27 protein-coding genes are annotated in these 24,277 nt (G+C 60.3%); 12 read left to right on the top strand and 15 right to left on the bottom strand.

Going from position 1 to position 24,277, the window contains the following annotated elements:
• Positions 1-13: 13 nt before the first annotated feature.
• On the top strand, positions 14-172 hold the full coding sequence (locus tag FZZ88_RS01955; protein ID WP_166016757.1) for a hypothetical protein: 159 nt from the start codon (positions 14-16) through the stop codon (positions 170-172).
• 33 nt (positions 173-205) lie between these two features.
• On the top strand, positions 206-898 hold the full coding sequence (locus FZZ88_RS01950; protein WP_166016758.1) for a helix-turn-helix domain-containing protein: 693 nt from the start codon (positions 206-208) through the stop codon (positions 896-898).
• Here FZZ88_RS01950 and FZZ88_RS01945 read toward each other — a convergent pair.
• From FZZ88_RS01945 to FZZ88_RS01935, 3 genes are read right to left on the bottom strand one after another with little or no spacing between them, the layout of a single operon-like run.
• Positions 817-3,315, bottom strand: coding sequence for a GH116 family glycosyl hydrolase (locus tag FZZ88_RS01945; RefSeq protein WP_166016759.1), 2,499 nt, complete (start codon positions 3,313-3,315; stop codon positions 817-819). The two genes, FZZ88_RS01950 and FZZ88_RS01945, sit on opposite strands and share 82 nt — an antisense overlap.
• Before the next feature lie 59 nt (positions 3,316-3,374).
• Positions 3,375-3,617, bottom strand: a complete 243-nt coding sequence (locus tag FZZ88_RS01940; protein ID WP_115092861.1) for a hypothetical protein — start codon at positions 3,615-3,617, stop codon at positions 3,375-3,377.
• On the bottom strand, positions 3,614-4,687 hold the full coding sequence (locus FZZ88_RS01935; RefSeq protein WP_166016760.1) for a sulfotransferase: 1,074 nt from the start codon (positions 4,685-4,687) through the stop codon (positions 3,614-3,616). The genes FZZ88_RS01940 and FZZ88_RS01935 overlap by 4 nt, the downstream gene beginning before the upstream one ends.
• Positions 4,688-4,719: 32 nt before the next feature.
• Here FZZ88_RS01935 and cbiE point away from each other — a divergent pair, with 32 nt between their 5' ends.
• On the top strand, positions 4,720-5,979 hold the full coding sequence (cbiE, locus tag FZZ88_RS01930) for a precorrin-6y C5,15-methyltransferase (decarboxylating) subunit CbiE (protein WP_166016761.1): 1,260 nt from the start codon (positions 4,720-4,722) through the stop codon (positions 5,977-5,979).
• Here cbiE and FZZ88_RS01925 read toward each other — a convergent pair.
• From FZZ88_RS01925 to FZZ88_RS01915, 3 genes are read right to left on the bottom strand one after another with little or no spacing between them, the layout of a single operon-like run.
• On the bottom strand, positions 5,911-6,429 hold the full coding sequence (locus FZZ88_RS01925) for a DUF192 domain-containing protein (RefSeq protein WP_166016762.1): 519 nt from the start codon (positions 6,427-6,429) through the stop codon (positions 5,911-5,913). The genes cbiE and FZZ88_RS01925 overlap by 69 nt on opposite strands.
• A 6-nt stretch (positions 6,430-6,435) precedes the next feature.
• Positions 6,436-7,113: a response regulator transcription factor gene (locus tag FZZ88_RS01920; protein WP_166016763.1), complete on the bottom strand. Its 678-nt coding sequence runs from the start codon at positions 7,111-7,113 to the stop codon at positions 6,436-6,438.
• Positions 7,110-8,018: an NAD(+) kinase gene (locus FZZ88_RS01915; protein WP_166016764.1), complete on the bottom strand. Its 909-nt coding sequence runs from the start codon at positions 8,016-8,018 to the stop codon at positions 7,110-7,112. Before FZZ88_RS01915 ends, FZZ88_RS01920 begins: the two co-directional genes overlap by 4 nt.
• A gap of 257 nt (positions 8,019-8,275) precedes the next feature.
• Between FZZ88_RS01915 and FZZ88_RS01910 the strand changes: the two genes are divergently transcribed.
• Positions 8,276-10,156 carry a hypothetical protein gene (locus FZZ88_RS01910; protein WP_370519994.1) on the top strand — a complete coding sequence of 627 codons (1,881 nt, stop codon included), beginning with the start codon at positions 8,276-8,278 and terminating at the stop codon, positions 10,154-10,156.
• 47 nt (positions 10,157-10,203) lie between these two features.
• Positions 10,204-11,124, top strand: a complete 921-nt coding sequence (locus FZZ88_RS01905; protein ID WP_166016766.1) for a hypothetical protein — start codon at positions 10,204-10,206, stop codon at positions 11,122-11,124.
• 26 nt (positions 11,125-11,150) lie between these two features.
• Here FZZ88_RS01905 and FZZ88_RS01900 read toward each other — a convergent pair whose 3' ends face one another.
• Both FZZ88_RS01900 and pheS read right to left on the bottom strand, forming a co-directional pair.
• The gene (locus FZZ88_RS01900; RefSeq protein ID WP_166016767.1) at positions 11,151-11,762 is read right to left on the bottom strand and encodes a ferric reductase-like transmembrane domain-containing protein; all 612 of its coding nucleotides are present in this window, start codon (positions 11,760-11,762) and stop codon (positions 11,151-11,153) included.
• A gap of 149 nt (positions 11,763-11,911) precedes the next feature.
• On the bottom strand, positions 11,912-12,919 hold the full coding sequence (gene pheS / locus FZZ88_RS01895; RefSeq protein WP_166016768.1) for a phenylalanine--tRNA ligase subunit alpha: 1,008 nt from the start codon (positions 12,917-12,919) through the stop codon (positions 11,912-11,914).
• 71 nt (positions 12,920-12,990) lie between these two features.
• Here pheS and surE point away from each other — a divergent pair, with 71 nt between their 5' ends.
• Positions 12,991-13,800: a 5'/3'-nucleotidase SurE gene (gene surE, locus FZZ88_RS01890; RefSeq protein WP_166016769.1), complete on the top strand. Its 810-nt coding sequence runs from the start codon at positions 12,991-12,993 to the stop codon at positions 13,798-13,800.
• 292 nt (positions 13,801-14,092) lie between these two features.
• Here the strand turns inward: surE and FZZ88_RS01885 are convergent, their stop codons facing one another.
• On the bottom strand, positions 14,093-14,839 hold the full coding sequence (locus FZZ88_RS01885; RefSeq protein ID WP_226426170.1) for a phycobilisome rod-core linker polypeptide: 747 nt from the start codon (positions 14,837-14,839) through the stop codon (positions 14,093-14,095).
• Between the two features lie 627 nt (positions 14,840-15,466).
• Positions 15,467-16,027: a DUF3611 family protein gene (locus tag FZZ88_RS01880; RefSeq protein ID WP_166016771.1), complete on the bottom strand. Its 561-nt coding sequence runs from the start codon at positions 16,025-16,027 to the stop codon at positions 15,467-15,469.
• Positions 16,028-16,086: 59 nt separating this feature from the next.
• Here FZZ88_RS01880 and FZZ88_RS01875 point away from each other — a divergent pair, with 59 nt between their 5' ends.
• The 4 genes from FZZ88_RS01875 to FZZ88_RS01860 all read left to right on the top strand — a co-directional run bounded on the left by FZZ88_RS01875 (position 16,087) and on the right by FZZ88_RS01860 (position 19,406).
• Positions 16,087-17,028: a bifunctional riboflavin kinase/FAD synthetase gene (locus FZZ88_RS01875; RefSeq protein ID WP_166016939.1), complete on the top strand. Its 942-nt coding sequence runs from the start codon at positions 16,087-16,089 to the stop codon at positions 17,026-17,028.
• A gap of 134 nt (positions 17,029-17,162) precedes the next feature.
• Positions 17,163-18,221: a thiamine phosphate synthase gene (locus tag FZZ88_RS01870; protein ID WP_166016772.1), complete on the top strand. Its 1,059-nt coding sequence runs from the start codon at positions 17,163-17,165 to the stop codon at positions 18,219-18,221.
• Positions 18,222-18,224: 3 nt separating this feature from the next.
• Positions 18,225-18,443 carry a sulfur carrier protein ThiS gene (thiS, locus tag FZZ88_RS01865; RefSeq protein WP_166016773.1) on the top strand — a complete coding sequence of 73 codons (219 nt, stop codon included), beginning with the start codon at positions 18,225-18,227 and terminating at the stop codon, positions 18,441-18,443.
• Positions 18,444-18,461: 18 nt separating this feature from the next.
• A complete protein-coding gene (locus FZZ88_RS01860) occupies positions 18,462-19,406 on the top strand; it encodes a DUF1517 domain-containing protein (RefSeq protein ID WP_226423636.1) in 945 nt (314 codons plus the stop codon).
• Between the two features lie 261 nt (positions 19,407-19,667).
• Here FZZ88_RS01860 and larB read toward each other — a convergent pair whose 3' ends face one another.
• The 5 genes from larB to FZZ88_RS01835 are packed head-to-tail and all read right to left on the bottom strand — an operon-like array spanning position 19,668 to position 23,389.
• Positions 19,668-20,342 carry a nickel pincer cofactor biosynthesis protein LarB gene (gene larB, locus FZZ88_RS01855; protein WP_166016774.1) on the bottom strand — a complete coding sequence of 225 codons (675 nt, stop codon included), beginning with the start codon at positions 20,340-20,342 and terminating at the stop codon, positions 19,668-19,670.
• Positions 20,339-20,734, bottom strand: a complete 396-nt coding sequence (locus FZZ88_RS01850) for a TIGR03792 family protein (protein ID WP_226423637.1) — start codon at positions 20,732-20,734, stop codon at positions 20,339-20,341. Before FZZ88_RS01850 ends, larB begins: the two co-directional genes overlap by 4 nt.
• A gap of 48 nt (positions 20,735-20,782) precedes the next feature.
• A complete protein-coding gene (gene trmD / locus FZZ88_RS01845) occupies positions 20,783-21,997 on the bottom strand; it encodes a tRNA (guanosine(37)-N1)-methyltransferase TrmD (RefSeq protein ID WP_166016775.1) in 1,215 nt (404 codons plus the stop codon).
• Positions 21,998-22,003: 6 nt separating this feature from the next.
• Positions 22,004-22,465 (bottom strand): phycobiliprotein lyase, encoded by a 462-nt coding sequence (locus FZZ88_RS01840; protein ID WP_166016776.1) that lies wholly within the window; start codon positions 22,463-22,465, stop codon positions 22,004-22,006.
• Positions 22,466-22,486: 21 nt separating this feature from the next.
• Complete coding sequence (locus tag FZZ88_RS01835) at positions 22,487-23,389, bottom strand: phytanoyl-CoA dioxygenase family protein (protein WP_166016777.1); 903 nt, start codon at positions 23,387-23,389, stop codon at positions 22,487-22,489.
• 105 nt (positions 23,390-23,494) lie between these two features.
• Between FZZ88_RS01835 and FZZ88_RS12115 the strand changes: the two genes are divergently transcribed.
• Positions 23,495-23,629 carry a hypothetical protein gene (locus FZZ88_RS12115; protein ID WP_255606424.1) on the top strand — a complete coding sequence of 45 codons (135 nt, stop codon included), beginning with the start codon at positions 23,495-23,497 and terminating at the stop codon, positions 23,627-23,629.
• 473 nt (positions 23,630-24,102) lie between these two features.
• Positions 24,103-24,258, top strand: a complete 156-nt coding sequence (locus FZZ88_RS01830) for a hypothetical protein (protein WP_166016778.1) — start codon at positions 24,103-24,105, stop codon at positions 24,256-24,258.
• The last annotated feature ends 19 nt before the right edge of the window (positions 24,259-24,277 follow it).

The following is a 24,277-nucleotide window of genomic DNA, read 5'->3' as shown; positions in this document are numbered from 1 at the left end:
CAACAATTGACCAATGAAGCTCGACTTCAACTCAGCTCGGGGCCTCAGCGCGACCCTCCAAACACTCGGCTTTGAGATGGATGTGGCTCAATTGAGCCAGGGCGCTCTCGATGGAGTCTTCCACCTGGGTGGTTCGCGGCAGCTGCCGGTCTTGTCGATCCAGACCAATTAAGACCTAGTGCTTCACGGCAACAGGCGCCCGGGGATGTTGCCCATCAGCTTGAACACCACCGATCAGCAGCCGGTGGTTTGCGGCGAGGAAACTCATCCAGGCTCCCTTCATGGTTTTCATGCAGGCCTGAAAGACACGTTTTGTCTGCTTCCCTCAAGGGCTCACATCCAGGTGGCGCTCGTCTCGCAGACGCGGTTTGAACAGCTCGCCACCACGACCTCCGATCACCAGACACTCGAGGTCGTCCATGGTTCCAATTCAGCCAACCTCCACCCCCAACGGTTTCAAGAAATCAGCGCGTTAATCCAGGACCAACTGATGGGAGTTGGCCAGGAGGATCTGGTCAGAGGGGAGTTCGAGAACAGCCGCCAGGCCATCACGCTTGACGATCTAAGCGCGACGATCTTCGCCTCACGCTCCTCCATCGTTCAGCACTGTCGTCAGACCTTCGGTAACGGTCCCATGGCGCTGCTCAAACAGATCCGGCTCGCACAGGTGCAGCACGCCCTGGGCGAGAAGGACGTGCAACACGCCATCCGCTGCCGAACGGTGCAAGAAGTTGCCTCCCATTACGGCTTTCAAAGTCGCAATCACTTCGCTCGGGATTACTGCAACCAATTCGGAGAATCCCCAAGAGCGACACTTCAACGGGCATCCGATCCGGGGATTGGACTCCAGTCAGTCTCGGTCGCCCAGAGTCCCCAGATCGCCATGGCCCGGAGGTAATGACAGGCCCGGTAGGTGTTCACAGCAGTGATGGCTTCAGGGGTGCGGAACTGCAAGCCGCCGGCATACACCTGCTCGACCACCGCAGAGCAGATGGCTTCCGCCGTCTGCTTCTCGCCCATCAATCGGTAGTAGCTGGCAATCCCGAAGTTGATCCCCGTCCACACCTCCAGGGGGTGGGTGCCATTGGGATCCAACGGAGTGCCATCCCGGCGTAAGCCGTTGGCTACGCCAAGGGATCCGCCATCAAAGGCCTCGAAACAAGCCTCTTTGACGGCCTTCAGGGTGCTGCGACTGTTGATGTCACTCACCACCGGCGGAAGATCTAACAAACGTGCGTAGAAATCTCCGCAAAGCTGATCGGCCATGACCACCGGCGTGCCGCTCTCGGCATCGATGTCGTAGTACTCGCCGTTCCAGAGCAACTTGTCGAAGTTGCCACGGGATTGCTCCAACCAACCGCTGAATTCCTTCTGCTCTGCTGAGGTATCAAGACCTGTCTTGAGCTGAAGAGTCTGAGCAATGGCAAGAGCAGCCTCGAGAGCAGCGATCCAGAGGGCACCGCAATAGGCACTCACCCCCTTCAGAGGCCAGTCATCGAAGGTCTGATCTGGAGCACCGCCGTTGTCGGGCAAGCCATCATCGTTGACGTCGAAGGTCTTGAGGTAGCGGAGAGCCTCTACAGCCGCCGGCCAGCAGTCGGCCAAGAAACGAATGTCTTCACCACTGGGCGCCAGCTTGAACGTGCGCCAAACCTGCAGGACAAAATCACTGCCGAGATCTTTCCAGAGGTTGCAGTCCTGATAAGCGGTGTAGTTGGTTGCATCCCAGGGAATCTCGTTGGGAGCCCCCAGATCATGGGGCGTGGCTCCTTTCACCTTGCGGTCTGCCTCCACCCGGCCTTTGCCCTGGGTGAAATACCAACCGATCGGCCGCTGGGTGGCGTCCGCCGCCGGAATCGCCCGGGCAAAACTGCGCAACACGGTCTTGTCGAGCTCGGGCCAGAGCTGCAGCAATGCAAAGGATCCATACAGACGAACATCGAGGCTCTCGTACCAGGCGTAGTCGAGGCACTCCAAAACGCCAAAGCGGCCGTGGGGATCATCGACTGAAGCCGCGCTCCAGAGACTGCCGCCACTGCAGAGGTCATAGAGCTCATTGAACAGAGCCATCCGCAGCGGTTCCGGCAGGTCCTTGCGTTGCAGCACCGGCTGCTGCCAGGCCTCAATCTGCTGGCGCCACGTCTGCCAGTCGCGAAGCGCCTCAGCGGCAATAGCAACCGCCTGATTGCCATCAGCACCGAAGAAGTCGGTATAGCGGCGCAGAGCCTGGCTGCCGGTTGCAAAAGCCGTCACGGGAAGATCCCAGCTGATCACCACCGGAATCTCGATGCTCTGCCCGGGAGCCAGCTGACATTGCACCGCCAAAGCCGCGCTGAGGGGATCATCAGATCCGCTGCGTCGATCGTTGTTGCTCTCGGGAATGGAGCCATCGGCACTGAAGCTGTCCCACAACTCACGGCCATCGCCGCTGGGATTCCATCGGCTGCAGCGCTGGACGGTCACACCAGGCTGCTCGGCCGTGGCAATGCACCACTGCCCCTCGCCTTCGGCTACGGGTTGAGAGACGTTGCCCTCCAGCACCACTCCCTTGAGGGAACCATCCTCAACGAAACGATTGCGCTGACCGTTGGTCATGCCAATGGCCGGGGCGTAATTGTGCTCGGGGCTTCCGTCATCGCGGAAGTGAACCTCGGCCGAGGCATCGGTGTTGGTGAACCAGCCCGTGGTGTTGCGCCAACTCAACAACAACGACAAATCCAGAGGCTGGTCGGTGGGATTGCGCAGCGTCCAGACGAACACCGCGACCGGATAACTGGTGCGCTGATAGTCCCCAGGCAGGATCGGGCTGAAGGCCTCACATCGCACCTCGGCGTCATAAACCCCCTCGTAGCTGGTCCAACTCAGCGGGTAACGGGCGGCGTAGGTGCCGGTGCTGCGATCCGGAGTGCTGGCCGGATACCACTCCCAGGCCTTAAGGGGCTGGCCAGCCTCCGGACGCGACGCATCCTGATGGGGCTGAACCGCCAGGGCATGAGCCCGCTTGCCGCGGCCATTCCCCTCAAACAGAGCGAACTGGCAATCGGGCAGCACCCCAAACCAGTGCTCCCCGCCATCAAGGTGCCAGAGGTTGATGTTGCCGTCTGGCGCCCGCCCGAAGCAACCGGCCCCGAAGCCCCCAAGCGGCATGCCGTGGTTGGGCCCGTCATCGAGGTTGCTGGCGTAGCGAACCGTGTAGGGCTTATCCCAGCCCAGGCCGAAGGGATGGCTCCAGCTGGCCTCCGGTGGTTGCCAAATGGAGGTTTTGGCGCCGCGGCCCAGCAGGGAGTTCAGAGCGGACCAACCGAACGAAGCCATGCAGGGGCCGAGAGTCGCCCCAGATTGCCAGGTTTACCGCGATCAGCCAGCGGTTCAGATCAGCCCGTGGACAAGGGTGATGGATTGTCCTCGGCGTCGAGCAGGGCATCCAGCGTGACCGCCGTGCGAACCAAGGATTGGTAACGCTGGAGGCTGCGCCGGTTCTGATCCAGCCAACGACCGGGGGCCGCCCCCTCAAGGTCGGGCTGATCAGGATCGAGCAAGGGAAGATCGTCCTCCCGCGCAATCAGGGCGATCACAAGTTCATGCAAACGCTGACGGCGATCGTGGGATGGGGTCATGCCTCCTCCATCAAGTCGTGCAGGCGCTGTTGCGCTTCAACGGGCAGGGTCACAGGATCAGCGATGTAGCTCCGAGCTTGGGCAATCCGAGCCTGAATCGGTGCCTCCGCCACGAACCAACTGCTGAGCCCAAGTTCGTCATAAATCCGCTTCACCGCCGCAAGGGGGTGGCTGACCAGCGCGTCGTACGGCAGCTCAATCAACTGACCCTGAGGGATCCGATGCCGAGACGCCTCAAAGGCCTGGAGCAGCTGGCGATGGGCCGACACCGTTTCCTCCACCTGGGTCACAGCATCGGGCACGGGCTGGAGCCCCACCAAGCCACCCAATCGCTGCTTCACCCGAACCAGCGAACGGATCGAAGCCTGCGGATCACGACACAGCACCACGAACCGCGCCTTGGGGAAATGCCGCAGCACCAGCTCCACCCGGGCGGAATGAGCACTGTTCTTGATCAGCAGACCAGTCTTGCCCGGGCCGTCGTGGAGCCAGGTGAGCTTGGTGAAGAGCAGCCACTCTCGCTCAAACGCACGGGACAACCCCAGAACGTTGCGACGGAAAAACCATGTGTAGGCCTGAGGGAAAGCCATCCCCGCCATGTTGGTGTCCATGGTGAGTCGTGCCAGACCGACCTCATCTTCCTGGGGATCGTCCGGTCCCCAGGGCACCGCATCGATCGGCCGCTGCCGCGTCATGAACGCTTTGAGTACCGAACGAATCCAGGGTTTCAGCAGTAATGCCACCTGCGGCGCCGTGGTGAGGCAATTGCGCGCCGTCGCCAGCGTGGGATCACAGGCCAGCAATTGATGCAGATACGTCGTGCCACTGCGCCAGTGACCAATCACCACAATCGGATCATCCGGAAGTTCAGCCTTGTGCAAACGGCGTGCAAAAAGCCATGACTGCACCCAAGCCAGGGGCTCAACCATCAGCCCACTGATCCCCATGAGCAAGCTCACCCTCCAGCAGGAGAGTGCCGGGCGACGAAGCTGCAAGCCTCGAAGCAGCACCGCAGGGCGGACGAAACCGCCAGCCACCAAGCGATCGACCAGCACCCCCCCCCGTGCCATAGCCCCACAAACCCTCACACCAGAATGACGGGATGATCGATGTAATCGGTACCGACGCGGGGGCTCCAGCCTCTCTGCCCGCTCCACAGCAGAAACTGCTGCGGGCTGCCGCGCTGATTGCTGCGCCACAACGGTTGCAAGCCGCTGTGAGGGAGTGGCTGGGGGACGACCTGCAGGAACTGATCAGCAGCGACGACCCGCGGGCTCTCGTGAGCAGCCTGCAATCAAGACCGGCGGCACAACCTATGGTGGTGCTCGCCAGCGGTGATCCGCTCTGGTTCGGCCTAGGGCGCATCCTTTGCGACCGCATCGGTGCGGAGCGGCTTCAGTTTCATCCCGCCCCCACATCGCTGCAACTGGCCTTCGCCCGCATCGGTCGTCCCTGGCAGGACGCCGACTGGGTCAGCCTGCATGGACGGGACCCCGAGATCCTGGCCAGCGCCTTGCAAAAACGACCGGCGGCCCTGGCGGTGTTGACGGACCCCAACCAGGGTGGCGCTAGCACCGTGCAACGCATGTTGCGCAGCAGCGGCCTTGAAGCCAGCACAGACCTGTGGCTCTGCGAAAACCTCGGGCACGCCGATGAGCAGGTGCAGCTGATCACCCCAGGCACGGCCCTGCCGGAGGATCTGCATCCGCTGCTGATTGCACTGCTCATCGCCCGGGAACCCGCCGTACCGGATCTGCATGAGCTGCCGTTGTTCGGGCTCGATGACGGGCTCTACCTGCAGCACAGCGATCACCCCGGACTGATGACCAAGCGTGAGGTGCGCGTCCAACTGCTGGCCGAACTCGCCTTGCCTGAGCACGGCGTGCTCTGGGATCTGGGGGCGGGTACCGGCAGCGTCGGACTGGAAGCTCTGCGCCTGCGCCCACGGCTGCAACTGCTGGCAGTGGAACGGCGCGCCGGTGGCGCTCAACTGATCCAGCGCAATGCGCAACGGCTCGGCGTCAGCCCCTCAGCAGTGCTGGAAGCAGACGCCATCCAGGTCATGAACGGCGCCCTCCCCGCGGAGCTCAGCCATCCAGATCGTGTTCTGCTCGGAGGCGGAGGGGCGCAACGGGAGCGCTTGCTGCAGCAGGTTCTAGAGCGTCTGCGGTCTGGAGGCGTTGTCGTGATTCCCCTGGCCAGCCTGGAGGCGTTAGCCAGCGTTCGGCCCCTGCTCGAGAACGCCGGATTAGAGGTGCGCGTGCAACAGCTGCAGGCCTGGCGAGGACAACCACTAGGGGACGGCACACGCCTGGCTCCGATGAACCCAACCTTGATCGTGACTGGAACGAAGCGGAGCTGAAGCAGCCTCAGTCCGAAGACATAACGGCTCAATCCGAACCGGATCTCCGATGTCAATCCCAAGGCGTTGAGCCTCCCCTGCACCGATTTCGATCACCGCATCGACAAAATCGGCTCGACCGTTGCCATCCGCATCTGCGGAATAGGACCGACAAGGCAGTGCAGCGCAAGCTGGAACAGCACGGACCAGATCGAGCACGCGTCCGTCGCGAACAAAAATCATGTCGAGAGGCGCAATGGTGTTGAACATCCAGAAACGCTGCGGCTGCGGGGTGGAAAAGGGGAACCACATCCCACGCAAGGGAGGCAGGGCAGGCCGCCGCATCAACCCCAGCCGCTGTTGATCAGGGCCGCGGGCCACCTCGAGATCGATGCAGCGCTGGTTCTCCACACACCAGCGGGCGGCGATCGGCAGCCACTGTGGGGGCGGCTCAGGGGGCAGAGCATCCATGGCCGCTCAAGCCTCCGGCAACACCTGGCCAAGGCAGTAACCCCGGCCGCGCACGGTGTGTAGCAGACGGCGCTCACCGCCGGCCTCCAGCTTCTGGCGCAGATAACGCACGTACACCTCAACGACATTGCTGCTGGACCGCTCCCCTTGCCAGACCTCCCGGAGCAACGCGTCGCGACTCAACACCTGGCCACGCCGCCGCAACAGCACCTGCAGAAGCATGAATTCACGGGCCGTCAACGCCACCACACGCCCTCCCCGGCGCACCGTTCGGGTGGTGGGATCAACGCTGAGATCATCGATCTGAAGCAGCACCGGTCGCTGACCCGACCGCTGCTGGATCGTGCGGTGCAGGCGCAGACGCAGCAGTAGATCGCTGGGCCCGATCTCCGACAGCCAGAAATCGTCCGCGCCGGATCCCAGGCAGGCGGCGCGCGCTTCAACGCTGTCGCGTTCCAGGTCCAGCAGGATCGGCATGGCCCCGAAACGGTTGCGCAGATCCTGAATCAAAGCGGCCTGATCGGCCGCCAGCACGGCAGCCACAGGGGATTCACCCGGTTCAGGGGCATGGGCCGAAGGTCCGGAACTGAGCCAGTCGAGGGTGGCGTAGCCGGATGCAGCCAGACGGGGCGCCAGGGATATCGCCGACGGGCCTGCCAACAACAACAGGGGATCAGCGTTCATTCCCGCTCAGGTTTGGCGATGTGGGGCAGACCCCAACCCAGTTTGTTGCGCAGCACCTGGAAGAACTCATGGTCGGCGAGGCGCACAAAGCGCACGGGATTGTCGCTACGACGGATTAACACCCGATCTTCAGGCCAGACATAGCAACCAGCACTTCCATCCACCACCATCATCAGGCGCTCCGGCGTGGCCGGAAACACTGTGACGGGTTCACGGTCACTGAACACCAGAGCGCGGGACGCCAGGGAATGGGGCGCGATCGGGGTGAGTTGCAGCACCGGACAATCCGGCGTGATCACCGGCCCTCCAGAACTGAGGGCATAGGCCGTTGAACCCGTCGGCGTGGAGAGGATCACACCATCGGCAGCAATGTCCACCGGGGCATGACGACCAATGGCGATCTCGAAATGACACATGCTTGTAAGCGGCTCACGATGCAGCGCCATTTCGTTGAGGGACAGCGCCTCCCAGCGGCGCTGATCACCCCGCATCACACTCACCACGAGGTTGCTGCGTTCTTCAATCGTCCATTGCTGGGTGAGCACCACATCGAGGGCCCGGTCGAGATCGTCGAGATAGGCCTCCGCCAGAAATCCCAGATGACCTGTATTGATCGTGAGAATCGGGATCCCGACAGGGGCGGTCTGACGCGCTGCGGAGAGAACCGTGCCGTCACCACCGAGCACGATGGCCAACACCATCGATTGGTCGAAGCCCTGAGGCACGCAGGCGCCGTAGCCCCTCAGACGTAGATGCTGATCGGGATTGGCAAAGCCAACCATGCCCCCAGAGCTGCTGGCCCGCTCCACGGCATGGCCGGCTGCCTCCAGGCGCTGCTGAATGGTGTCCGCCGTCTGCACCGCCAGCGGCTTGCCGTCATTGACGATCAGTCCGATCCGGGGCACTGATCGCAGCCTGTAAAGAACAGGTTCAGCTTATGGGACTTGGCATGCGCCCATCCGTCCGTGATCTGGATCGAAACGCTGCGCAAATTTCTTTTTCTCCCTAGACCAAAAAAAACGTATTGACGTCCATGAAAGCCTTCAAAACGCTTGGACAGGTCCTCGCCCTGAGTGCACTGGCTCTTGGGACCGCAACTGGATCTGTCGAAGCCCGAGGGCATTCAACCTTGAACGGGCAGATCTCGTTGAAGGGTCAGCCCGTGAGCGACTCATCCATCACCCTCTGGCAAACCCAAGCCGGGCAATCCCCCAAACAACTGAGCACCCATCGCTCGAACAAAAGCGGTGCGTTCAGTGTCAAGGTTCGAGCAACGCAAGGGGTCGTCCACTATCTCGTGGCCCAGGGGGGCGACATCGGCGGATCCAGCGCCGACCAACTCACCATGCTCACGGTGCTCGGCGGAGATGAGCATCAGCAGGTGGCCATCAACGAGCTCACTACCGTTGGTTCGGTTTGGCCCAATGCTCAGCTGCTTGAAGGCACAGCTTTGGAAGGGAGCCAAAGCGCCTTAGCGACCGGATCGAGCCAAGTGGAAAACCTGGTGGACCAGAGCACAGGACGCTTTGGCGCGACGTTGCTGAAGAGCACCAACCTGCTGAATTCTGAGACTGCAGCTCGGATGAATGTGCTCTCAGATCTGATTGCTCTGTGCGGGCAACCGACGCAATCTCGAGCATGCGATCAGCTGCTAGCACTGACAAATTCAGAGAACACATTATCGGCGATGACATCCATCGCCCAACAACCCTGGAAGAACGCCGGAGCGCTCTATCAGCTATTCCAAAGCTCTTACCCGGTCAACAAAGCGACACAGCTGCGCACAACTGCAACCGCTCCCTATTTGCTGTTTCAACCTAAAAGCTTTTCCCTCTCCCTGGTTTTTAACGGTGGCGGTGCTTTAGGGCTCGGGAAGTTGATGTTTGACGGCAAAGGAAGCATGTGGAGTGGAACCAACTGGATGCCGGGATCTCAATCCGGCGTGGTGAACAACATCGGCGGAGGTGTGACCCACTTCGGCCCAGGTGGCACACCCCTCTCACCAGCGATTAGCGGTTACAACGGTCAAGGCATCAACGGTGTGGGCTGGGGGACCGGCGTCTCAGAAAAATATGCCTGGGTTGGTGCGTTCAACAACATGGTCGGGGTGTTCGACCTCAAAGACGGCAAAGCCCTCGGGCCAGCCACCATTGATGGTGAAGTGGGTCAGCTTCAGGGCGTCGCCACAGCCGCCAACGGAGATGTATGGATTGCTGACAACACCGCAAACCACATGATTCATTTCCCAGGTGGCGATTACACCCAGGGAGAACGAATCACAATCAATGGGCTCCAAGCACCCTTTGGTGTTGCCGTTGACGCGCAGAACAGAGTGTGGGTGAGCAGCAGTTACAACAACAAACTCACCGTGTTCCCAGGGGACGCTCCTGATCAGGCCAAAACGATCGAAGTGAACCTTGGGGCACGTGGTGTTGCCGTTGACTCAACAGGGCACGTGTGGATTGCCCAGCAATCCAATTCTCCTCAAGGAGCACTACCTCCAGGCGCGAAAATGCCGCCCAACATCCCCGCCAATGCACCACAACCCAAGACCATCATGGAGGAATTTGAGGCCGGTGCTGAATACCTTTTGACCAACCCCAACATCACGCAAACTGGCATGGTTGGGTTGATTTCACCCGACATGGAAGTCATCCAACAAGACATCGCCAAAGGCACCGCTTATATCCCCTGGGGTGTGACAATCGACGGCAATGACAATGTCTGGGTTGGCAATTTATATGGTCAAAGCTTGACTCACATCTGCGGCGTCAATCCCGCCAAATGCCCCGCAGGAAAAACCACTGGGGATGTGATTCACAACTACCAAAGCGGCGTTATTCAAATGACCACCGATGTGATCGTTGATGACGCTGGAAATCTCTGGAGCGCCAACAACTGGTTCGACGGTCAAGTCGTGATCAACCCCACCTACAGGGGACGCACCTCCACATTTGGAGGGGGCCAGGGATTCGTTGTGACCTATGGCGTTGCCGGACCGGTTCAAAACCCCCTAATGGGTCCTGTGCGCAAGCCACGCTGATGGCTTCGTTGGCCTCAATCGTCAGATTTCTTCCGTTCCAAACCCCGATGCGTCTCAACCGCCTGCTTGGCCTCGCCACTGCCTGTTTACTTGCTCCGCTTGCACTGCCGTCTACCGCAGAAGAAGCCGCAGACAAGGACAACGACACCCGCGTGTATGTGGAGGCCTACGGGTTCTTCCCTCTGGAAACCCACTCCAAAACCACACTGGACAACAACAGCACCAAAGAAACGCTGGATCTCAGCGATGTGTTGGACATGCTCACCGGTGTGTTCAGCGGCAAGGTGGCTGTTGAGAAAGGTCGCTTTGGCCTGCAAGCAGGACTGGACCATCTCAGCTTCAGCACATCCGAGACGGTCTCAGCCTGGAACAGCTCGAACCCCATTCAGAACGAACGCCACCCGCTCCTGCCGGAGCGGAGGGTCAACTCCAAGGGAACGATTAAGTCGGTCACCGACACCGAGCAAACCATTTTTGATCTAGCCCTGCGCTACCGCGCTGGTGAGATTCAAAAGCCAAAGATGACGCCAGGTTCGGTCAGCTTCATTGGCTTTGCAGGGATGCGATTGATCGACGCCTCATTGGACATGGACGTGTCGTTCAAAGACGACGTCACCGTCGAGGGAATCCTTCCCTCAAGGCAGCTTCAACGCGACATTGCCGATGCAGCTAGTGAGACGTGGCACAACACCTGGGTGCAGCCCCTCGTTGGCATGAACACCACCCTTGCTCTGGGCGAAGACTGGCAAGCCTTCTTGGCCATGGATGCCGGTGGGTTTGGGCTGAATGGCAAACAGGATCTGTCAGGAACCATCGAGGCGGGTGTGGCCTACGCCCTGGGCAATTCCGCCCAGATTTCCCTGGCCTATCGCTACTTCGGGATCGACTACTCCGCCCACAACGGACGCGACGCCTACTCGTCGACACAAAACGGCGTCTCGATGGGATTCCGCTGGTTGTTTGACTGAGCTTTTATCCAGGGAGACCTGAGTGCTTATCCACTCACGGGGCTTAATGGGCTTTTGGGTTTGATGTGGCCAACCCAGCGGATCACCAGGAGAACCAGGGTGAACACAAGAAAAGGTGCATAGAAATCAGCTGGCCCTTTCTTCACATGGCTCACATACGTGAGGGCGAATTCTGCCCAAATCCAATAGGAGCCAATCACGTGCAATCGCTTCCAGTGCTTCATACCCATCCATCGCTGGGCCGCATTCGTCGACGTCAGGGCCATCAAGGCAATCAACAGATATGCCACACCCCCAACCAGCCACTTCCCTGCGGGCTGCTCACTCAGGAATGGATCCGGAAAATCCAGCGACATCGCAAGGATCAAGGCCAGATGAATCGCGTGGGACGACGCGAAACTCAACCCGATCCAGCGCCTATTTTGAAGCATCCACTGACTCAGGGATGACGGCCAGAGGCGTTGCACACTCGAAGCCACAAAGGCCATCGAAAAGAGAACCAGGGAGCTACGTCCCGTTGCATCGATGCCTGCCGCGACTGACGTTGACGTCCAACCAGAGACGCCGAAATGCAGCGCCAGACCCGCCACAATCGCGAGCGTCGCCAAGGCGGTCAGTCGCCACCCAAGACGTGCCATCGACTCTCCCCTAAATCTCTTTTTTAAACACGCTGTTCAGCGTTGCCAACGGCAAGTCGAAGACACCACCGAGGAGAGCAGGGAGCGGAGAGACGCTTGGATCTGTTCAAGCTTCAAAGTCAGCGCCTCTGAAAAACAGGATTTGCCCCTCAGAACTGCTCCAGGAAACGCAGATCGCTGGTGTAAAGCCGGCGGATGTCATCGATGCCGTGACGCACCATGCAGAACCGCTCCACACCCAAGCCCGCGGCGAAACCGCTGTAGCGCTCAGGGTCCAGCCCAAGGCCCTCCAGCACAGCGGGATCGACCATGCCGCATCCCATCACCTCCAGCCAGCGGCCGCGCCACTGCACATCCACCTCAGCTGAGGGCTCAGTGAAGGGGAAGTAGCTGGCCCGGAAGCGCACCGGCAGGTCGCCGAAGAAGGCCTTGAGAAAGGCCATAACGGTGCCGCGCAGATGACTGAAATCCAGGCCTTCATCGATCGCCAGCACCTCCACCTGGTGGAACACCGGCGAGTGGGTGGCATCGACGGCGTCCCGGCGATACACGCGCCCGGGAGCGACGATGCGCACCGGCGGCGGATTCTGTTCGAGATGGCGGATCTGCACGGGTGAGGTGTGGGTCCGCATCAGCAGGTCAGCCCCGAGATAAAAGGTGTCCTGCATGTCCCGGGCTGGATGATCCTCGGGGATGTTCAACGCGGTGAAGTTGTAGTGGTCCTGCTCCACCTCAGGCCCCTCAGCCAGGCTGTAGCCAAGGCCCAGGAACAGATCGACGATCTCTTCTGTAGTGGTGATTAGGGGATGGCGATGCCCCATCGGCACCCCTGAAGCCGGAGCGGTGACATCCAGGCTTTCCTTGGCAATCCGCTCCGCCATGGCCACCTGCTTCACGGCTTCAAGCCGCTCACCCAACAGCGTCTGAACCTGCGTTTTCAGCACATTGGCGCGCTGACCCACCAGGGGGCGCTCCTGACCGGGCAACTTGCCCATGGCACCCATCACACCGGAAATGCGGCCTTTCTTGCCCAGGAGCCCGACCCGCAGCTGCTCAAGCGCAGCGGCATCGGCCGCCTCGGCGATCTCGGCCGCAGCCTGCTGCTCGAGGGCATCGAGTTGATCGGTGAGCTGCTGCAGGGTGACCGGTGCGCTCACAGGAACGTGTCTGACAGCTGCCGACTGTAAGCAGCCAAGCCGCTTAGGTTCATCCCAGTGCAATTGCCACCATGACCCCGCTGCGGATCCTGATCAGCAATGACGATGGGGTCTTCGCCGACGGCATCCGAACCCTGGCCGCTGCAGCGGCAGCCCGCGGCCATCAGGTGACGGTGGTCTGCCCGGATCAGGAACGGTCCGCCACCGGCCATGGGCTCACCCTGCAGACCCCCATCCGCGCCGAGCGAGCCGACGAATTGTTTGCTCCAGGAGTCACCGCCTGGGCCTGCAGCGGCACTCCTGCCGACTGCATGAAGCTGGCCCTGTTCGAATTGGTGAAGGAGAAACCAGATCTGGTGCTATCCGGCATCAATCACGGCCCCAACCTGGGAACGGATGTGTTCTGCTCCGGCACCGTTGCAGCAGCCATGGAAGGAACCCTGGAAGGCATTCGTTCGCTGGCCGTGAGCAGCGCCTGCTTCCAGTGGCGTCAGTTCCAAGCTGCCGCAGATCTCGCCCTGGACGTGAGTGAACAGGCCATCGAGGACCAGTGGCCCGACAACCTTCTGCTCAATCTCAACATCCCCCCCTGCGCGAGGGAGGAGATGGGGGCACTTCGCTGGACCCGTCTCTCGATTCGGCGATACGACGAGCAATTCAGCCGCCGGGAAGACCCCCGTGGCCGCGCTTACTACTGGCTGGCCGGGGAAGCGGTGCAGGATTTGGAATCCGCCGGTGAAGGCCCCCGGGATTGGCCCAGTGATGTGGCCCAGATTCATGCCAATTCGCCCTCGCTCACGCCAATCCAGCCTGACCTGTTCTGGCGCGGGCCACTCAGCGGCCTCCCAAATCTCAAGCTCAACGATCAGCTGGTGCGTTAAATCGTCTCAGACAAAATCATTGACTTGCAGCCGGCAATTCAAGATGCCTGCAAGAAGGAAGATTTCATGTGTTTTTAACCCAAAGATTCGATCCACGTTACTTAAACCAATTTCCAGTTATCGGAGAGAGGAGTAACGCATTCAATTCATTCATTCTTACCAAACCTTTCTTACTTCCAGAACGAATCTCCAAAAACTAGAGTCGAACCTCGGGAACCAGCCTGGCCTGGGAATTTGCACGGGTGCAAGCCATGTGATTGGCTTGCACCAATGCTCTAAAACCTAGGACCGATCAAAGGCCTAGGAACATTGCCGGAATACGGTCGAGAGCGTGGATACCAAGCATTTGAGACACCACATTCACCAGCATTCCAGCCAGGTGAGCACCACCCACGAGGGCCAAACCACGCCATAGCTTTTCATAATCGGCAGGCGGCTTGCCTCCAACCCACGCAGCAGAGGTTTGTGCATATTCTGGGGCCGGCGGTACATGAATTGCCATAGAGGCCCCACCTGCAAGATTGCTACGCAGCAAGCTATCGCTCCCTTTGGATCGATCACTGCTTGCAAAACTTTGTTCAAGAGCAGCAATGCGAACGAAGTTCAGCATTGCCATTCCACTGGCGGACGTGAACGATCGGACATAAGGAATCGTATGATCACCAAAAACTTCTGCATACTCCGCAGAATCAATAATGGAGTCGATCAGACCATCGAACCCATGCTCAGACTGAATTGCAGCTGAACTAATTATTTCTTGCTGATTAAGAGGTGGTCGGCCAAGCAAATGCTTGAAATTCAACTCAATCCCTCTGTAAGCAGAAACTTTAAAGAAATAACGGGATTTATACAACTCACTCTTAGCGAGATGACGAACAAATTCACGAGCACAAAGACGTCCGTCGGCGAATTCTGCTTCCAGCGAATCACAACGCTCATAGGCCATGACATGTGCATTACCCAGAACCTGCCGGTATGCGGCATCAATACACTCACGCAGAGCCTCTCCATCTGACGGGGAAAAACGATCAAACGTCACCCGATGCGGACACTCAACATGGTCTCTTGGGCCGACACCAATACGCATCTGTGCACACGATTGGCTCAGATATTCGGCATTCGTCAGAGCGGCTGGACTCATCCCCCTGCGGGCCTGAGACGACGCAAAACTAACGTCCATTGACTTGGACTCAGCGCCGAACCTGAACTTGGGTGAGAGGGAAGCGTTCATTTAAAGCAGAATTACTAAAAGCCTTTGCCAAGCAATTGCGAGCACGAAAGACCGTTGACGGCGCAAGCCCAATTGGAGCGCATTGAAAACTTAGTTGTGAAACAACAATTTCCTCTGAACACGAAAAAAAATTAAATTAAAGAATAATTAGTTATCTTTAGTTTCATAAAGCCAGGCGAGAGTGGCGAGAAAGCCTTGCAGCAGCACAGAGAAGCGGCTGCTTTAAAGATCCAAACAGTCCTGGACGCAAGCAAATTCATCCTTCAACAGCTCAGAAAGGTCTACGCATGGAAAAATCTGGCAAAAAGTTATGGATCGCAACCAAACCAAATCATCGAGGCTGGACGTGACCCTCTCTGCCCAGATCAGAAATACGAAAATGGATTAAGGCTTTAAATCACTAATTGATGGTCTACCGGAGCCGAAGACACCGAGTCATTGGGTGCGGTAAACGCGCTGCAGCAACCAGAGCGAAAGGATCAGCCCGATCAGATGGGCGAACAACACCTGGGTGTTGCTCAGCACCGAAAGGATTTCCAGGGAGGTGATCGGCAGGTTGTCAGCCGTCCCCTGTCCGATCACGGCCAAACCCTGCGTCTGCATCGACGCCTGGATGAACAGCGGCCCCACCAAAGCCTGGTAACCGACTGCAGCCAAGACCAGCCCAAACAGATCAGCGATGAGGCCACGTTTGATTAACCGTGAGGTCTCTCCGCGGGTTGGTTTGGCCTCGCTGTTCAAGGCCCGGCCCGTCCTCACGATCAACCAGCCCTGCCAGAGGCTGTAGAGCAGAACAAAAAACGCCAAGGTGGTGAGCGAAATCCCTGGCCCGAGCCCGACAGCACGCTCAGCATTCCTAGCCAGACTTCCGCCCACCGCCGTGAACAGCAGAACGCCGAGCACAACGACGCCAAGAACAACCTGAATCCAAAAGCGAATCCAGCCCATCCGCCGCAGCCCAGCGGACAGCATCTGGAAATCAAAGCGGTCGGGCATGCACGGGCGGGGCGTGGTCGTTCAAACTTGCCACCTGATTGCGCAACGTGCACAGCCTCTTGATTCCCCTCTGTTCCCCTGAGGAGGCCCGACGGCCAACGGCGCTCGCGCTGGGGAGTTTTGATGGCCTACACGCGGGCCATCGTCGTGTGATCAATGAGGCCATCCAGGGCATCCCACGAGAGGCCGTTCCCTCGGTGGTGAGCTTCTGGCCCCATCCCCGTGAGGTGCTGTTCGGCGAAGCACGCCTGAGGCTGGATCTGCCGAGCGAAAAACTTGCCCTGCTTGAACCCCTTGGCATCCAGCAGCTCGTGCTGGTGCCCTTCACCCGGGAGCTCGCTCAGCTGAGTGCGGAAGAGTTCGTTAAAACCGTCCTATTGAGCACCCTTCAGGCCAGGCGGATTGCGGTGGGCACAAACTTCCGCTTCGGCCATCAGCGGCGGGGTGACGCCGAGATGCTGGAACGGCTAGCCGCTCGCGGGGGCGTTGAGGTGAAGGTCGTGCCCATCGTTGAAGACCGTGAGGGCAGGATGAGCAGCAGCAGAATCCGCGCGGCCCTCGAGCAGGGAGATCTAGAGGCAGCCAAAGGCTTGCTTGGCAGGGCCTACCGCTTTCAGGGCCGGGTGGTGCGGGGCCGAGGCCTGGGGCGAGAACTGGGCTGGCCCACCGCCAATCTCCAGGTGGATGGCCGCAAAGCACTTCCAGGGCTCGGTGTCTACGCCGCCTGGGCCCAACTGGATGGGGCAGGCGATCGCCTGCCAGCCGTGATGAACCTCGGCCCCCAACCCACGATCGATCCCACATCTCCCTCTGCCGTGGAGGTGCACCTGCTGGATCAGAGCCTGGAGCTGGAGGGGCGGCACCTGGGCGTCGAGCCCGTGCAGCGCCTGCGCGGCCAGACCAAATTCAGTGGTCTCGAGGAGCTCAGCAGCCAGATCGGCCGCGACGCAGCCCAAGCCCGCGAGATCCTTCAGACAGGCTCTCAGGCCACGGTCGGATAGGCATTCACCAGGCCCCAGACGATGAACACGCCGATGCCACCGAGAAGAACGATTCCCCAGACCAGAACGTGCATGGAGCTCTCAGAACCACCGTTCTCCATGACCGACGCAGAAACCGTTGCCCACAGGGTGCCATGAATCCGACCCCTAGCGAGACATCCCTGGACACCCGGGTGGCACGCCTGATCGATGCCAACCTCGACCGTGCCCGGGAAGGCCTGAGGGTTGTCGAGGACTGGTGCCGTTTCGGGCTGGAGCAGCAGGATCTGGTGGTGCGCATCAAGGATTGGCGACAACGGCTGGGACGGCTCCATCACGACAGCTACAAACAGGCCCGCTCCACCAGCACCGACACCGGTGCTGGCCTGGAGCATCCAGCTCAGCTAGACCGCCATAGCCCCGACCATGTGGTGGCGGCCAACTGCGCTCGGGTGCAGGAAGCGCTGCGTGTGCTGGAGGAGTACGGACGCAACATCGACCCTGCCCTGGCCGCTGAAGCCGCTGTGATCCGCTACGGCCTTTACGACCTGGAGGTGGCCTGCCTCAACGCCACCCTGCGGGCCAGGCGACGCACCAAGCTTCAGGACTGTCGCCTCTGCCTGATTACAACCCCCTGCGATGACCTGAGCGATCGGGTGCAGGCCGCCCTGCAGAACGGGGTGAGCATGGTGCAGTACCGCTGCAAAGCGGGGAACGATCGCGAACGCCTGCAAGAGGCCCAGCATCTCCGGCAGCTCTGCACCCGATTCGGGGCGCTGCTGATCATCAACGACCGTGTTGATCTGGCCCTGGCGGTCGATGCAGATGGGGTGCACCTGGGCCAGGAGGACATGCCCAGCGAGGTGGCACGCGCTCTGCTGGGTGCCGCGCGTCTGCTGGGCCGCAGCACCCACAGCATCGATCAGGTTCATCAAGCTCAGCAGGAGCCGATCGACTACCTCGGCTTCGGCCCCATCCACTGCACGGCGGTCAAACCCGAGCGATCCGCTGTTGGCCTGGAGTCGGTGCGTGATGCCACGGCGACCAGCCAACGCCCCGTCTTCGCCATTGGTGGGATCACCTCCACCAACCTGCCGGCTTTGATTGCGGCTGGTGGCCAGCGCGTGGCGGTGATCGGCGCAATCATGCATGCAGATGACGTCGGGCAGGCCTGTCGGCAACTGCTCCAGCACCTGGACCATGCCACGTTCTGAGCTATGTCTCTCACCCTGAAAGTCAACGGTGAAACCCGCGTGCTGGATCCAGCGCCGGCACCCGCAACCCTGGCAGCCGTTGTTGCACAGCTGGCCAACAACCCCCAGCTGGTGGTCGCCGAGCACAACGGCGTCATCGCTTCCCGCAGCCGTTGGGACAGCATCCTGGTGAAGGATGACGACACCCTTGAGATCGTCACCATCGTGGGTGGTGGTTCCTAGAGTCGCCTCACTGATGCTGTGGGCGCTGCTGTGGCCACCCCCCGACTGTTGACACGACCCCGACGACTGCTCGCATCACTGCTGCTGCCTGTTGTGCTTGTGGGGCTCTGTCTGTTCCAGGCACAACCAGCTGATGCTGCCCGCGGTGGACGCATGGGAGGGGGTAGTTTCCGAGCCCCCTCGATGCCCCGATCCAGCGGCGGTGGCTACGGCGGTGGATACCGCGGAGGTGGTTACCGCGGCGGGGGAATGGGCTTTCCTTTCATCATTCCGATCTTTGGCTTCGGTGGCGGTGGTCTGTTCGGGCTGCTGATCCTGATGGCCATCGCGGGTGTGCTGGTGAACGCCGTACGGGGCGGCGGCGGTGCTCCCGCCATCGGTGGTGCTGCAGCACCAGCCATGCCGCGCAACGTGAACATGATTCAGGTGCAGGTAGGGCTGCTGGCCAGTGCCAAATCCCTGCAGGACGATCTGCGCTCTTTGGCTGCCTCCTCCAACACCAGCAGTTCAGCCGGACTACAAAGGTTGCTTCAGGAAACCACCCTGGCCCTGCTGCGCCAACCGGACCTCTGGGTCTACGCCAATGCTGAGAGTGGAAGTGTTCCGTTCAGCTCGGCTGAATCGACCTTCAATCGCCTCTCCATGAACGAGCGCAGCAAATTGGATGCTGAGCTCACCAGCAATGTCGGTGGTCAACGGATGAGCGACACCACCAGCAGCGCTGGCGAGGCAGATGCCACCAACGAATTCATCGTCGTGACGCTTCTCGTTGCCTCAACGGCAACGGCCAAGCTCGGTGGTGCTGACACCGGGGAAGATCTGCGCCAGACCCTGCGAATCCTTGGTTCCACCGCCTCCACAGAACTCATGGCCCTCGAAGTGATCTGGCAACCGGAGGGTCGAGGTGATGTGCTCAGCGCCAACGACCTCGTCACCGCCTACCCCAACCTGCAGCACCTCTGAAGAACTAAAGATTTTCTTCGCCGATTTCCAGGATTTCTGGGTATTCCTTCTCAGGAATCAGTCTTAATTTGCTGATAACCAAATTTGGACTTCCGGCGTTGGCTCCCGACCCCCGCTCCATGGAATGGCAACAGGATGGTGAGCTGGCTCGGGCTGATCTTGATGCTCTTGTAAATGCACTGACGCGCGTGGAGTGCGACCACAACTCTGCCGAGCTCCAGCGACTGGGCCAGATTGATCCACCTGCTGCTGCCAGAACAATCAGCCCATTTCAGCGGACTCGAATCCTCTGAGAATCCGCAATGCAGCCATCGCTGCACCGTAGCCATTGTCGATATTCACCACCGTCAACCCGGGGGAACAGCTGGCGAGCATGCCTTCCAAAGCGGTCCGCCCCCCTGCGCTGATCCCGTAACCAACAGAGACCGGTACGCCAATGACGGGCTGGGAGACAAGACCGGCCAGCACCGTCGGGAGAGCACCCTCCATCCCCGCGCAGGCGATCAGGATCCGAGCCGTTGCCAAACGGGGAAGTTGATCGAGAAGGCGATGCAATCCGGCAACGCCAACATCCATTACAAGGTCAACGCTGATGCCATGGCAACGCAGGGCAAGAGCGGCTTCAGCAACCACAGTGCGATCACTGCTGCCTCCACTCAGCACCACCACCTCAGCAGGAGGCGGTGGTGCAGGAGGCAGAGAGCCCAAGGTCAGGCAGCGGGCATCAGGGTGAACGTCCACCTCCGGCAACATCTCGAACACCCGTGCCGCCTTGTTGGCATCCACCCGGGTCACGAGCCCCAACTCTCCTGCTGAGGCAAAGGTCTCGAGGATGGCGATGATCTGATCGGCCGTTTTGTGTTCCCCCCAGACGGCCTCGACCATGCCCAACCGCTGGCGGCGGAGCAGATCAAGACGAGCGTCAGGGGTGTTCACTGCGGCAACAGTTCTCCCTCAAACACAAGGGGAAAGGGGTTGCCCTGGTTCTGTCCCGTTTGCTCACAGGCCAGCATCTCGAAGCGCGCCTGAACCCGCTCCACCTCCGCAGGAGGAATGGATTTCCAAGCCTCACGGCTGCTCCAACGAATCAACAGCGTCCCCTCCTCAGTTGCCGGATCCCAGAACAGATCACGACCGAGAAATCCAGACTGGTGCTTCAGCCAAGGCTCCCAGCTGCCGCGTTCCGCAACCATCCAATCCTCACGACTCTCCTGGGGCACCTTCAGCCGCAGGTGCTCAATCACGGCCACCTTGTCACCAACTTGAGGGTCGGCCCATGCCTGATCCCGTGCCTCCGAAATCCCTCCCAACAACAGAACCAGCGCCAAACAAGGTCCGACGACCCTAAGCAAAACAAGCCTGAGTCGATGCACGATTCAGCTCCTCTGCAGGAGTGCCACAGCTTGGCAACTGATGCCCTCTTCCCGTCCCTCTGGACCCAAGCCTTCGTTCGTGGTGGCCTTCACACCCACAGCGTCAGCGGCAATTCCGATGATTGACGCCATTGTGCTGCTCATCGCCGCGATATGCGGTTTGAGCTTCGGGCGCTCGGCAATCACAACTGCATCGACATTCACCACCGACCAGCCACGCTCTTTGACCAGCTTCACCACTTGATCCAGCAGCTTCAAGCTGTCGGCTCCTTTCCATTGGGGATCGGTCGGTGGGAAGTACTTGCCGATATCGCCAAGGGCGAGGGCCCCGAGCAACGCATCCATCACGGCATGCACCAGCACATCGGCATCACTGTGACCATCAAGACCAAGACCGTCGGGATGCTCCAGGCTCACGCCACCGAGGATGAGGGCCCGTCCGGGCACCAGCCGATGGATGTCGTATCCGTTGCCGATGCGCAGCTCCATGCCGGGGTCTAGGGGGTCGAAAGGGACATCCATTGTTGCGGCCTGCCAGCGGGCGAACAGGTCGGGCCGCCGTTCGCGGGTCCGCTGCTCCCGCTGCTCCTGACGCCATCGGGCGATGGCACCGTGATCACCACTACGCAGCACGTCGGGAACCGTCATGCCGCGAAAGTCAGCGGGGCGGGTGTAATGCGGGTGTTCGAGGAGGAGTGCACTGTGGCTTTCCTCCACCAGCGAATCAGCCGTCCCCACCGTGCCGGGAAGTAGGCGAACAACACCGTTGATCACCGTCATCGCCGGAAGCTCACCGCCGGTGAGGACGAAGTCACCCATCGACACCTCCTCATCCGCCAAGCCGCGAATGCGCTCATCGAACCCCTCGTAGTGTCCGCAGAGGAAGACCAGTTGATCGTGGTCGGTGGACCAGCGTTGCAAATCCTGCTGCTGCAGGGGACGCCCCTGTGGTGACATCAACAGCACCCGGCTGCGGGAGCTACGGGGGATCGCTTCCATCGCGGCGAACACCGGTTCCGGCTTGAGCACCATGCCGGCACCGCCGCCGTAGGGCTCGTCATCCACCTTGCGATGGCGATCCGTGGCGAAGTCCCGGGGATTGTGCAGGTGCAACTCAGCAATTCCTGCCTTGAAGGCACGCCCAATTACCCCCAGCTCCAGCAGAGGGGCAAACGCCTGCGGCGCCAGACTCACCACATCAAGGCGATAGGGCGCCATGCCGCCTCAGGCCGCGGGTTTGGACACCCTTCGGATGTCCGTGCAGAAACTGCCCTGAACCGGTGTTCCCTGCCCATCAACGGCTGTGGTGCTGCGCAGGCGCAGGTTGACCCGCGTGAACCAGATCCTCTCCTGAACACACACCCCGTCGGCCCGGCTGAGGTTCAACTCCATGCTGCCGTCGGGCCAGAACCTCCAGTTACCAGGGGCATCACCATCCAGGATCAGCTTTCCATCAGCGGCAAACGTGAGGGTGCTGCAGGTCCCTCCAGGGGCCTGAACCTGCAGTTGACCGAGAGCCCCCTGCTCTGCCATGCAGCGGACAGTGAGTTCACCCCGCTCGCTGCTGTGCCAGTCGTCATCACCTCCGGCAGCCAGCTCAAAACAGCTGCGAAGGCTCATCCACTCACCGTCGCAGAGCTTCAGAAAGGAGGCAGGGTCTTCCGGGGGAAAGGCTTGTTCGCTCATCAGACCATCTTCTCAGCCGGCTCACCAGCTGATGGGGAGAAAGGGATAAGGGCGGTTCCAGCCATAAAGCGCAAGCCGCTGCTGTCCCTGGGCGGCGGCACCACGACGGTGAAAGCCGAAGACATCCGCAAGCACCAGGCTGTTCGCTGGGCAGGTCAAGGCAACGGGGTTGGGCAGCCCCAGCTCTGCCAGGGACTCTTCACGAATGCGGAACGATCCAGAGACATCCGGCTGCCGCCGTTGTTCAGCGGCAGCGGTGGCCGTGGCCTGCTCCCAACGCAGGCGCGGTGCATCGAGACGATGGCTGCCCGGCACGTATTCGAAAGGTCCGTCCTGGCGTTGAACCGGCCGTAGAAAAAACCAAAACTTGAGAGCACGAAAGAACGTGTCGCGATGCAGATCCTTCTGCAAATCGTGCGTCCGGGTCTCCTCGCCATGCACCGTCAGGTAGATGTCCAGCTTGCGCGGATTCATGGGCAGCCCAATGATCTGGCGCGATCCCTCATGGAGCCGCTGATCGCCGGAAAAGGCAGCGGCCCGCGGCATCTGCTCGGGGTCGATGTGAAGAAAACGGTTGAGGGTTCCACCATCAAAACGGTCAAAACCTCCAGGGAAGGGTTGTTTCGGGCGAAAGCCAGGCCGGGTGTTGTCTGGTGCTGGATGGGAGCGAGACGCGCAACTGACCACAGCCTCCACCTCGTCACGCAAGGCATCAAAGTCGTGCTGCGGCAGAAAGTTCTCCAGGACCACAAAGCCATCCCGCTCCAGGCTGGCCAGCTGCACCGGGCGAAGCAGACGTCTCCAGCGGCAAAGCGTCTCCGCCAGCTGGACGCGGTGTCGATGCAGCTGCCAACGCCGGTTCAGGCCAGGGTGACCCACCCACGGATCTTTAAAGGTCTTGGTGCGGGTCAGCAACGAAAGCATGAGCGCGACATTACGCGCTCATGCTTTCGTCCATGCATTGAAGTTGAAAGGTCGATTCCTTTGCTGTGATTGAACTTTCGCCGCTGGTTTCCACCACCAACGGCCATGGCCAACATGACGGCTGTGACGCAGCAATACGGAACCTCGACGCGGACCTTTCTGATCGTTCCCCTGGTGTCTGCCTTTTTCCTGGATCTGGTCAATGCATTCCTGATCCCCGGATACATCGGCCAGCTCTAGGTGGGCGTTCAGTGGTTCCCGGAGTACCCAAGAGTTCAGCCCAACCAAGCGTCCCGGTTTGCTCCGCTAACTAGGCGCCAGAAGCGACAAATCGGGAAACGGCACTTTTGGGTCGTTGAACAACGAAGCAACGCGACAGAGTCCGCAAAAGCTCTACTCGCGCGGCACGGAGATGCCAGCTGAAGGCGGTGAGCAAAGAAGAGGCCGCCCAATCCACACGGGGGAATTGGACGGTTCAACCCCTCTCGTCGGGCCTCGCTCTACCCGGCTTTCAGGACAGACGTGCTCCTGACAACCAAATAATGATTTCCAAGGGGCATTTTTAGAGAACATCGGCGAGCAATATGCGACATCCGCATAAGGCGACATCCGCGTCACTCATTCAGGGGAGTGAGTAGCCAGCAAGAACCACTCATCTGAGGGATGTGGAATTCCATCACTCCGGGAATGCTGAACTCAGTCGACAAGGTCGGATGCTTAAGGACCGCGAGTGGTTTGTGGGGTGCATGTTTTGCGCACTTCTCGGCGCATCGTTTTTTATCGCGATTGGGCATGCAGCTTTTGGCTCATTCTTTCTGGTGGCTGTGCCCGTCGCCATGTTCTTCAAGGTCATCGAGGCTGACCAATGAACGCATGATTTGAAGGTGT

Origin of the sequence: Synechococcus sp. PH41509 (assembly GCF_020514285.1) — a bacterium.
Taxonomy (GTDB): Bacteria; Cyanobacteriota; Cyanobacteriia; order PCC-6307; family Cyanobiaceae; genus Parasynechococcus.
The sequence above is the reverse complement of the archived record's forward strand: the minus strand, read 5'-3'. Positions and strand labels throughout refer to the sequence as shown.

Coding starts and splice junctions, on each gene's coding strand:
- FZZ88_RS01945 (WP_166016759.1), bottom strand. CDS start 3,315: ATGGCTTCGTTCGGTTGGTCCGCTCTGAACTCCCTGCTGGGCCGCGGC.
- FZZ88_RS01935 (WP_166016760.1), bottom strand. CDS start 4,687: ATGGCACGGGGGGGGGTGCTGGTCGATCGCTTGGTGGCTGGCGGTTTC.
- FZZ88_RS01835 (WP_166016777.1), bottom strand. CDS start 23,389: ATGCTTTCGTTGCTGACCCGCACCAAGACCTTTAAAGATCCGTGGGTG.
- trmD (WP_166016775.1), bottom strand. CDS start 21,997: ATGGCGCCCTATCGCCTTGATGTGGTGAGTCTGGCGCCGCAGGCGTTT.
- FZZ88_RS01830 (WP_166016778.1), top strand. CDS start 24,103: ATGCTTAAGGACCGCGAGTGGTTTGTGGGGTGCATGTTTTGCGCACTT.
- FZZ88_RS12115 (WP_255606424.1), top strand. CDS start 23,495: ATGGCCAACATGACGGCTGTGACGCAGCAATACGGAACCTCGACGCGG.
- FZZ88_RS01905 (WP_166016766.1), top strand. CDS start 10,204: ATGCGTCTCAACCGCCTGCTTGGCCTCGCCACTGCCTGTTTACTTGCT.
- FZZ88_RS01880 (WP_166016771.1), bottom strand. CDS start 16,027: ATGCCCGACCGCTTTGATTTCCAGATGCTGTCCGCTGGGCTGCGGCGG.
- surE (WP_166016769.1), top strand. CDS start 12,991: ATGACCCCGCTGCGGATCCTGATCAGCAATGACGATGGGGTCTTCGCC.
- FZZ88_RS01950 (WP_166016758.1), top strand. CDS start 206: ATGTTGCCCATCAGCTTGAACACCACCGATCAGCAGCCGGTGGTTTGC.
- cbiE (WP_166016761.1), top strand. CDS start 4,720: ATGATCGATGTAATCGGTACCGACGCGGGGGCTCCAGCCTCTCTGCCC.
- FZZ88_RS01870 (WP_166016772.1), top strand. CDS start 17,163: ATGAATCCGACCCCTAGCGAGACATCCCTGGACACCCGGGTGGCACGC.
- FZZ88_RS01925 (WP_166016762.1), bottom strand. CDS start 6,429: ATGGATGCTCTGCCCCCTGAGCCGCCCCCACAGTGGCTGCCGATCGCC.
- FZZ88_RS01940 (WP_115092861.1), bottom strand. CDS start 3,617: ATGACCCCATCCCACGATCGCCGTCAGCGTTTGCATGAACTTGTGATC.
- FZZ88_RS01920 (WP_166016763.1), bottom strand. CDS start 7,113: ATGAACGCTGATCCCCTGTTGTTGTTGGCAGGCCCGTCGGCGATATCC.
- thiS (WP_166016773.1), top strand. CDS start 18,225: ATGTCTCTCACCCTGAAAGTCAACGGTGAAACCCGCGTGCTGGATCCA.
- FZZ88_RS01900 (WP_166016767.1), bottom strand. CDS start 11,762: ATGGCACGTCTTGGGTGGCGACTGACCGCCTTGGCGACGCTCGCGATT.
- FZZ88_RS01955 (WP_166016757.1), top strand. CDS start 14: ATGAAGCTCGACTTCAACTCAGCTCGGGGCCTCAGCGCGACCCTCCAA.
- FZZ88_RS01840 (WP_166016776.1), bottom strand. CDS start 22,465: ATGAGCGAACAAGCCTTTCCCCCGGAAGACCCTGCCTCCTTTCTGAAG.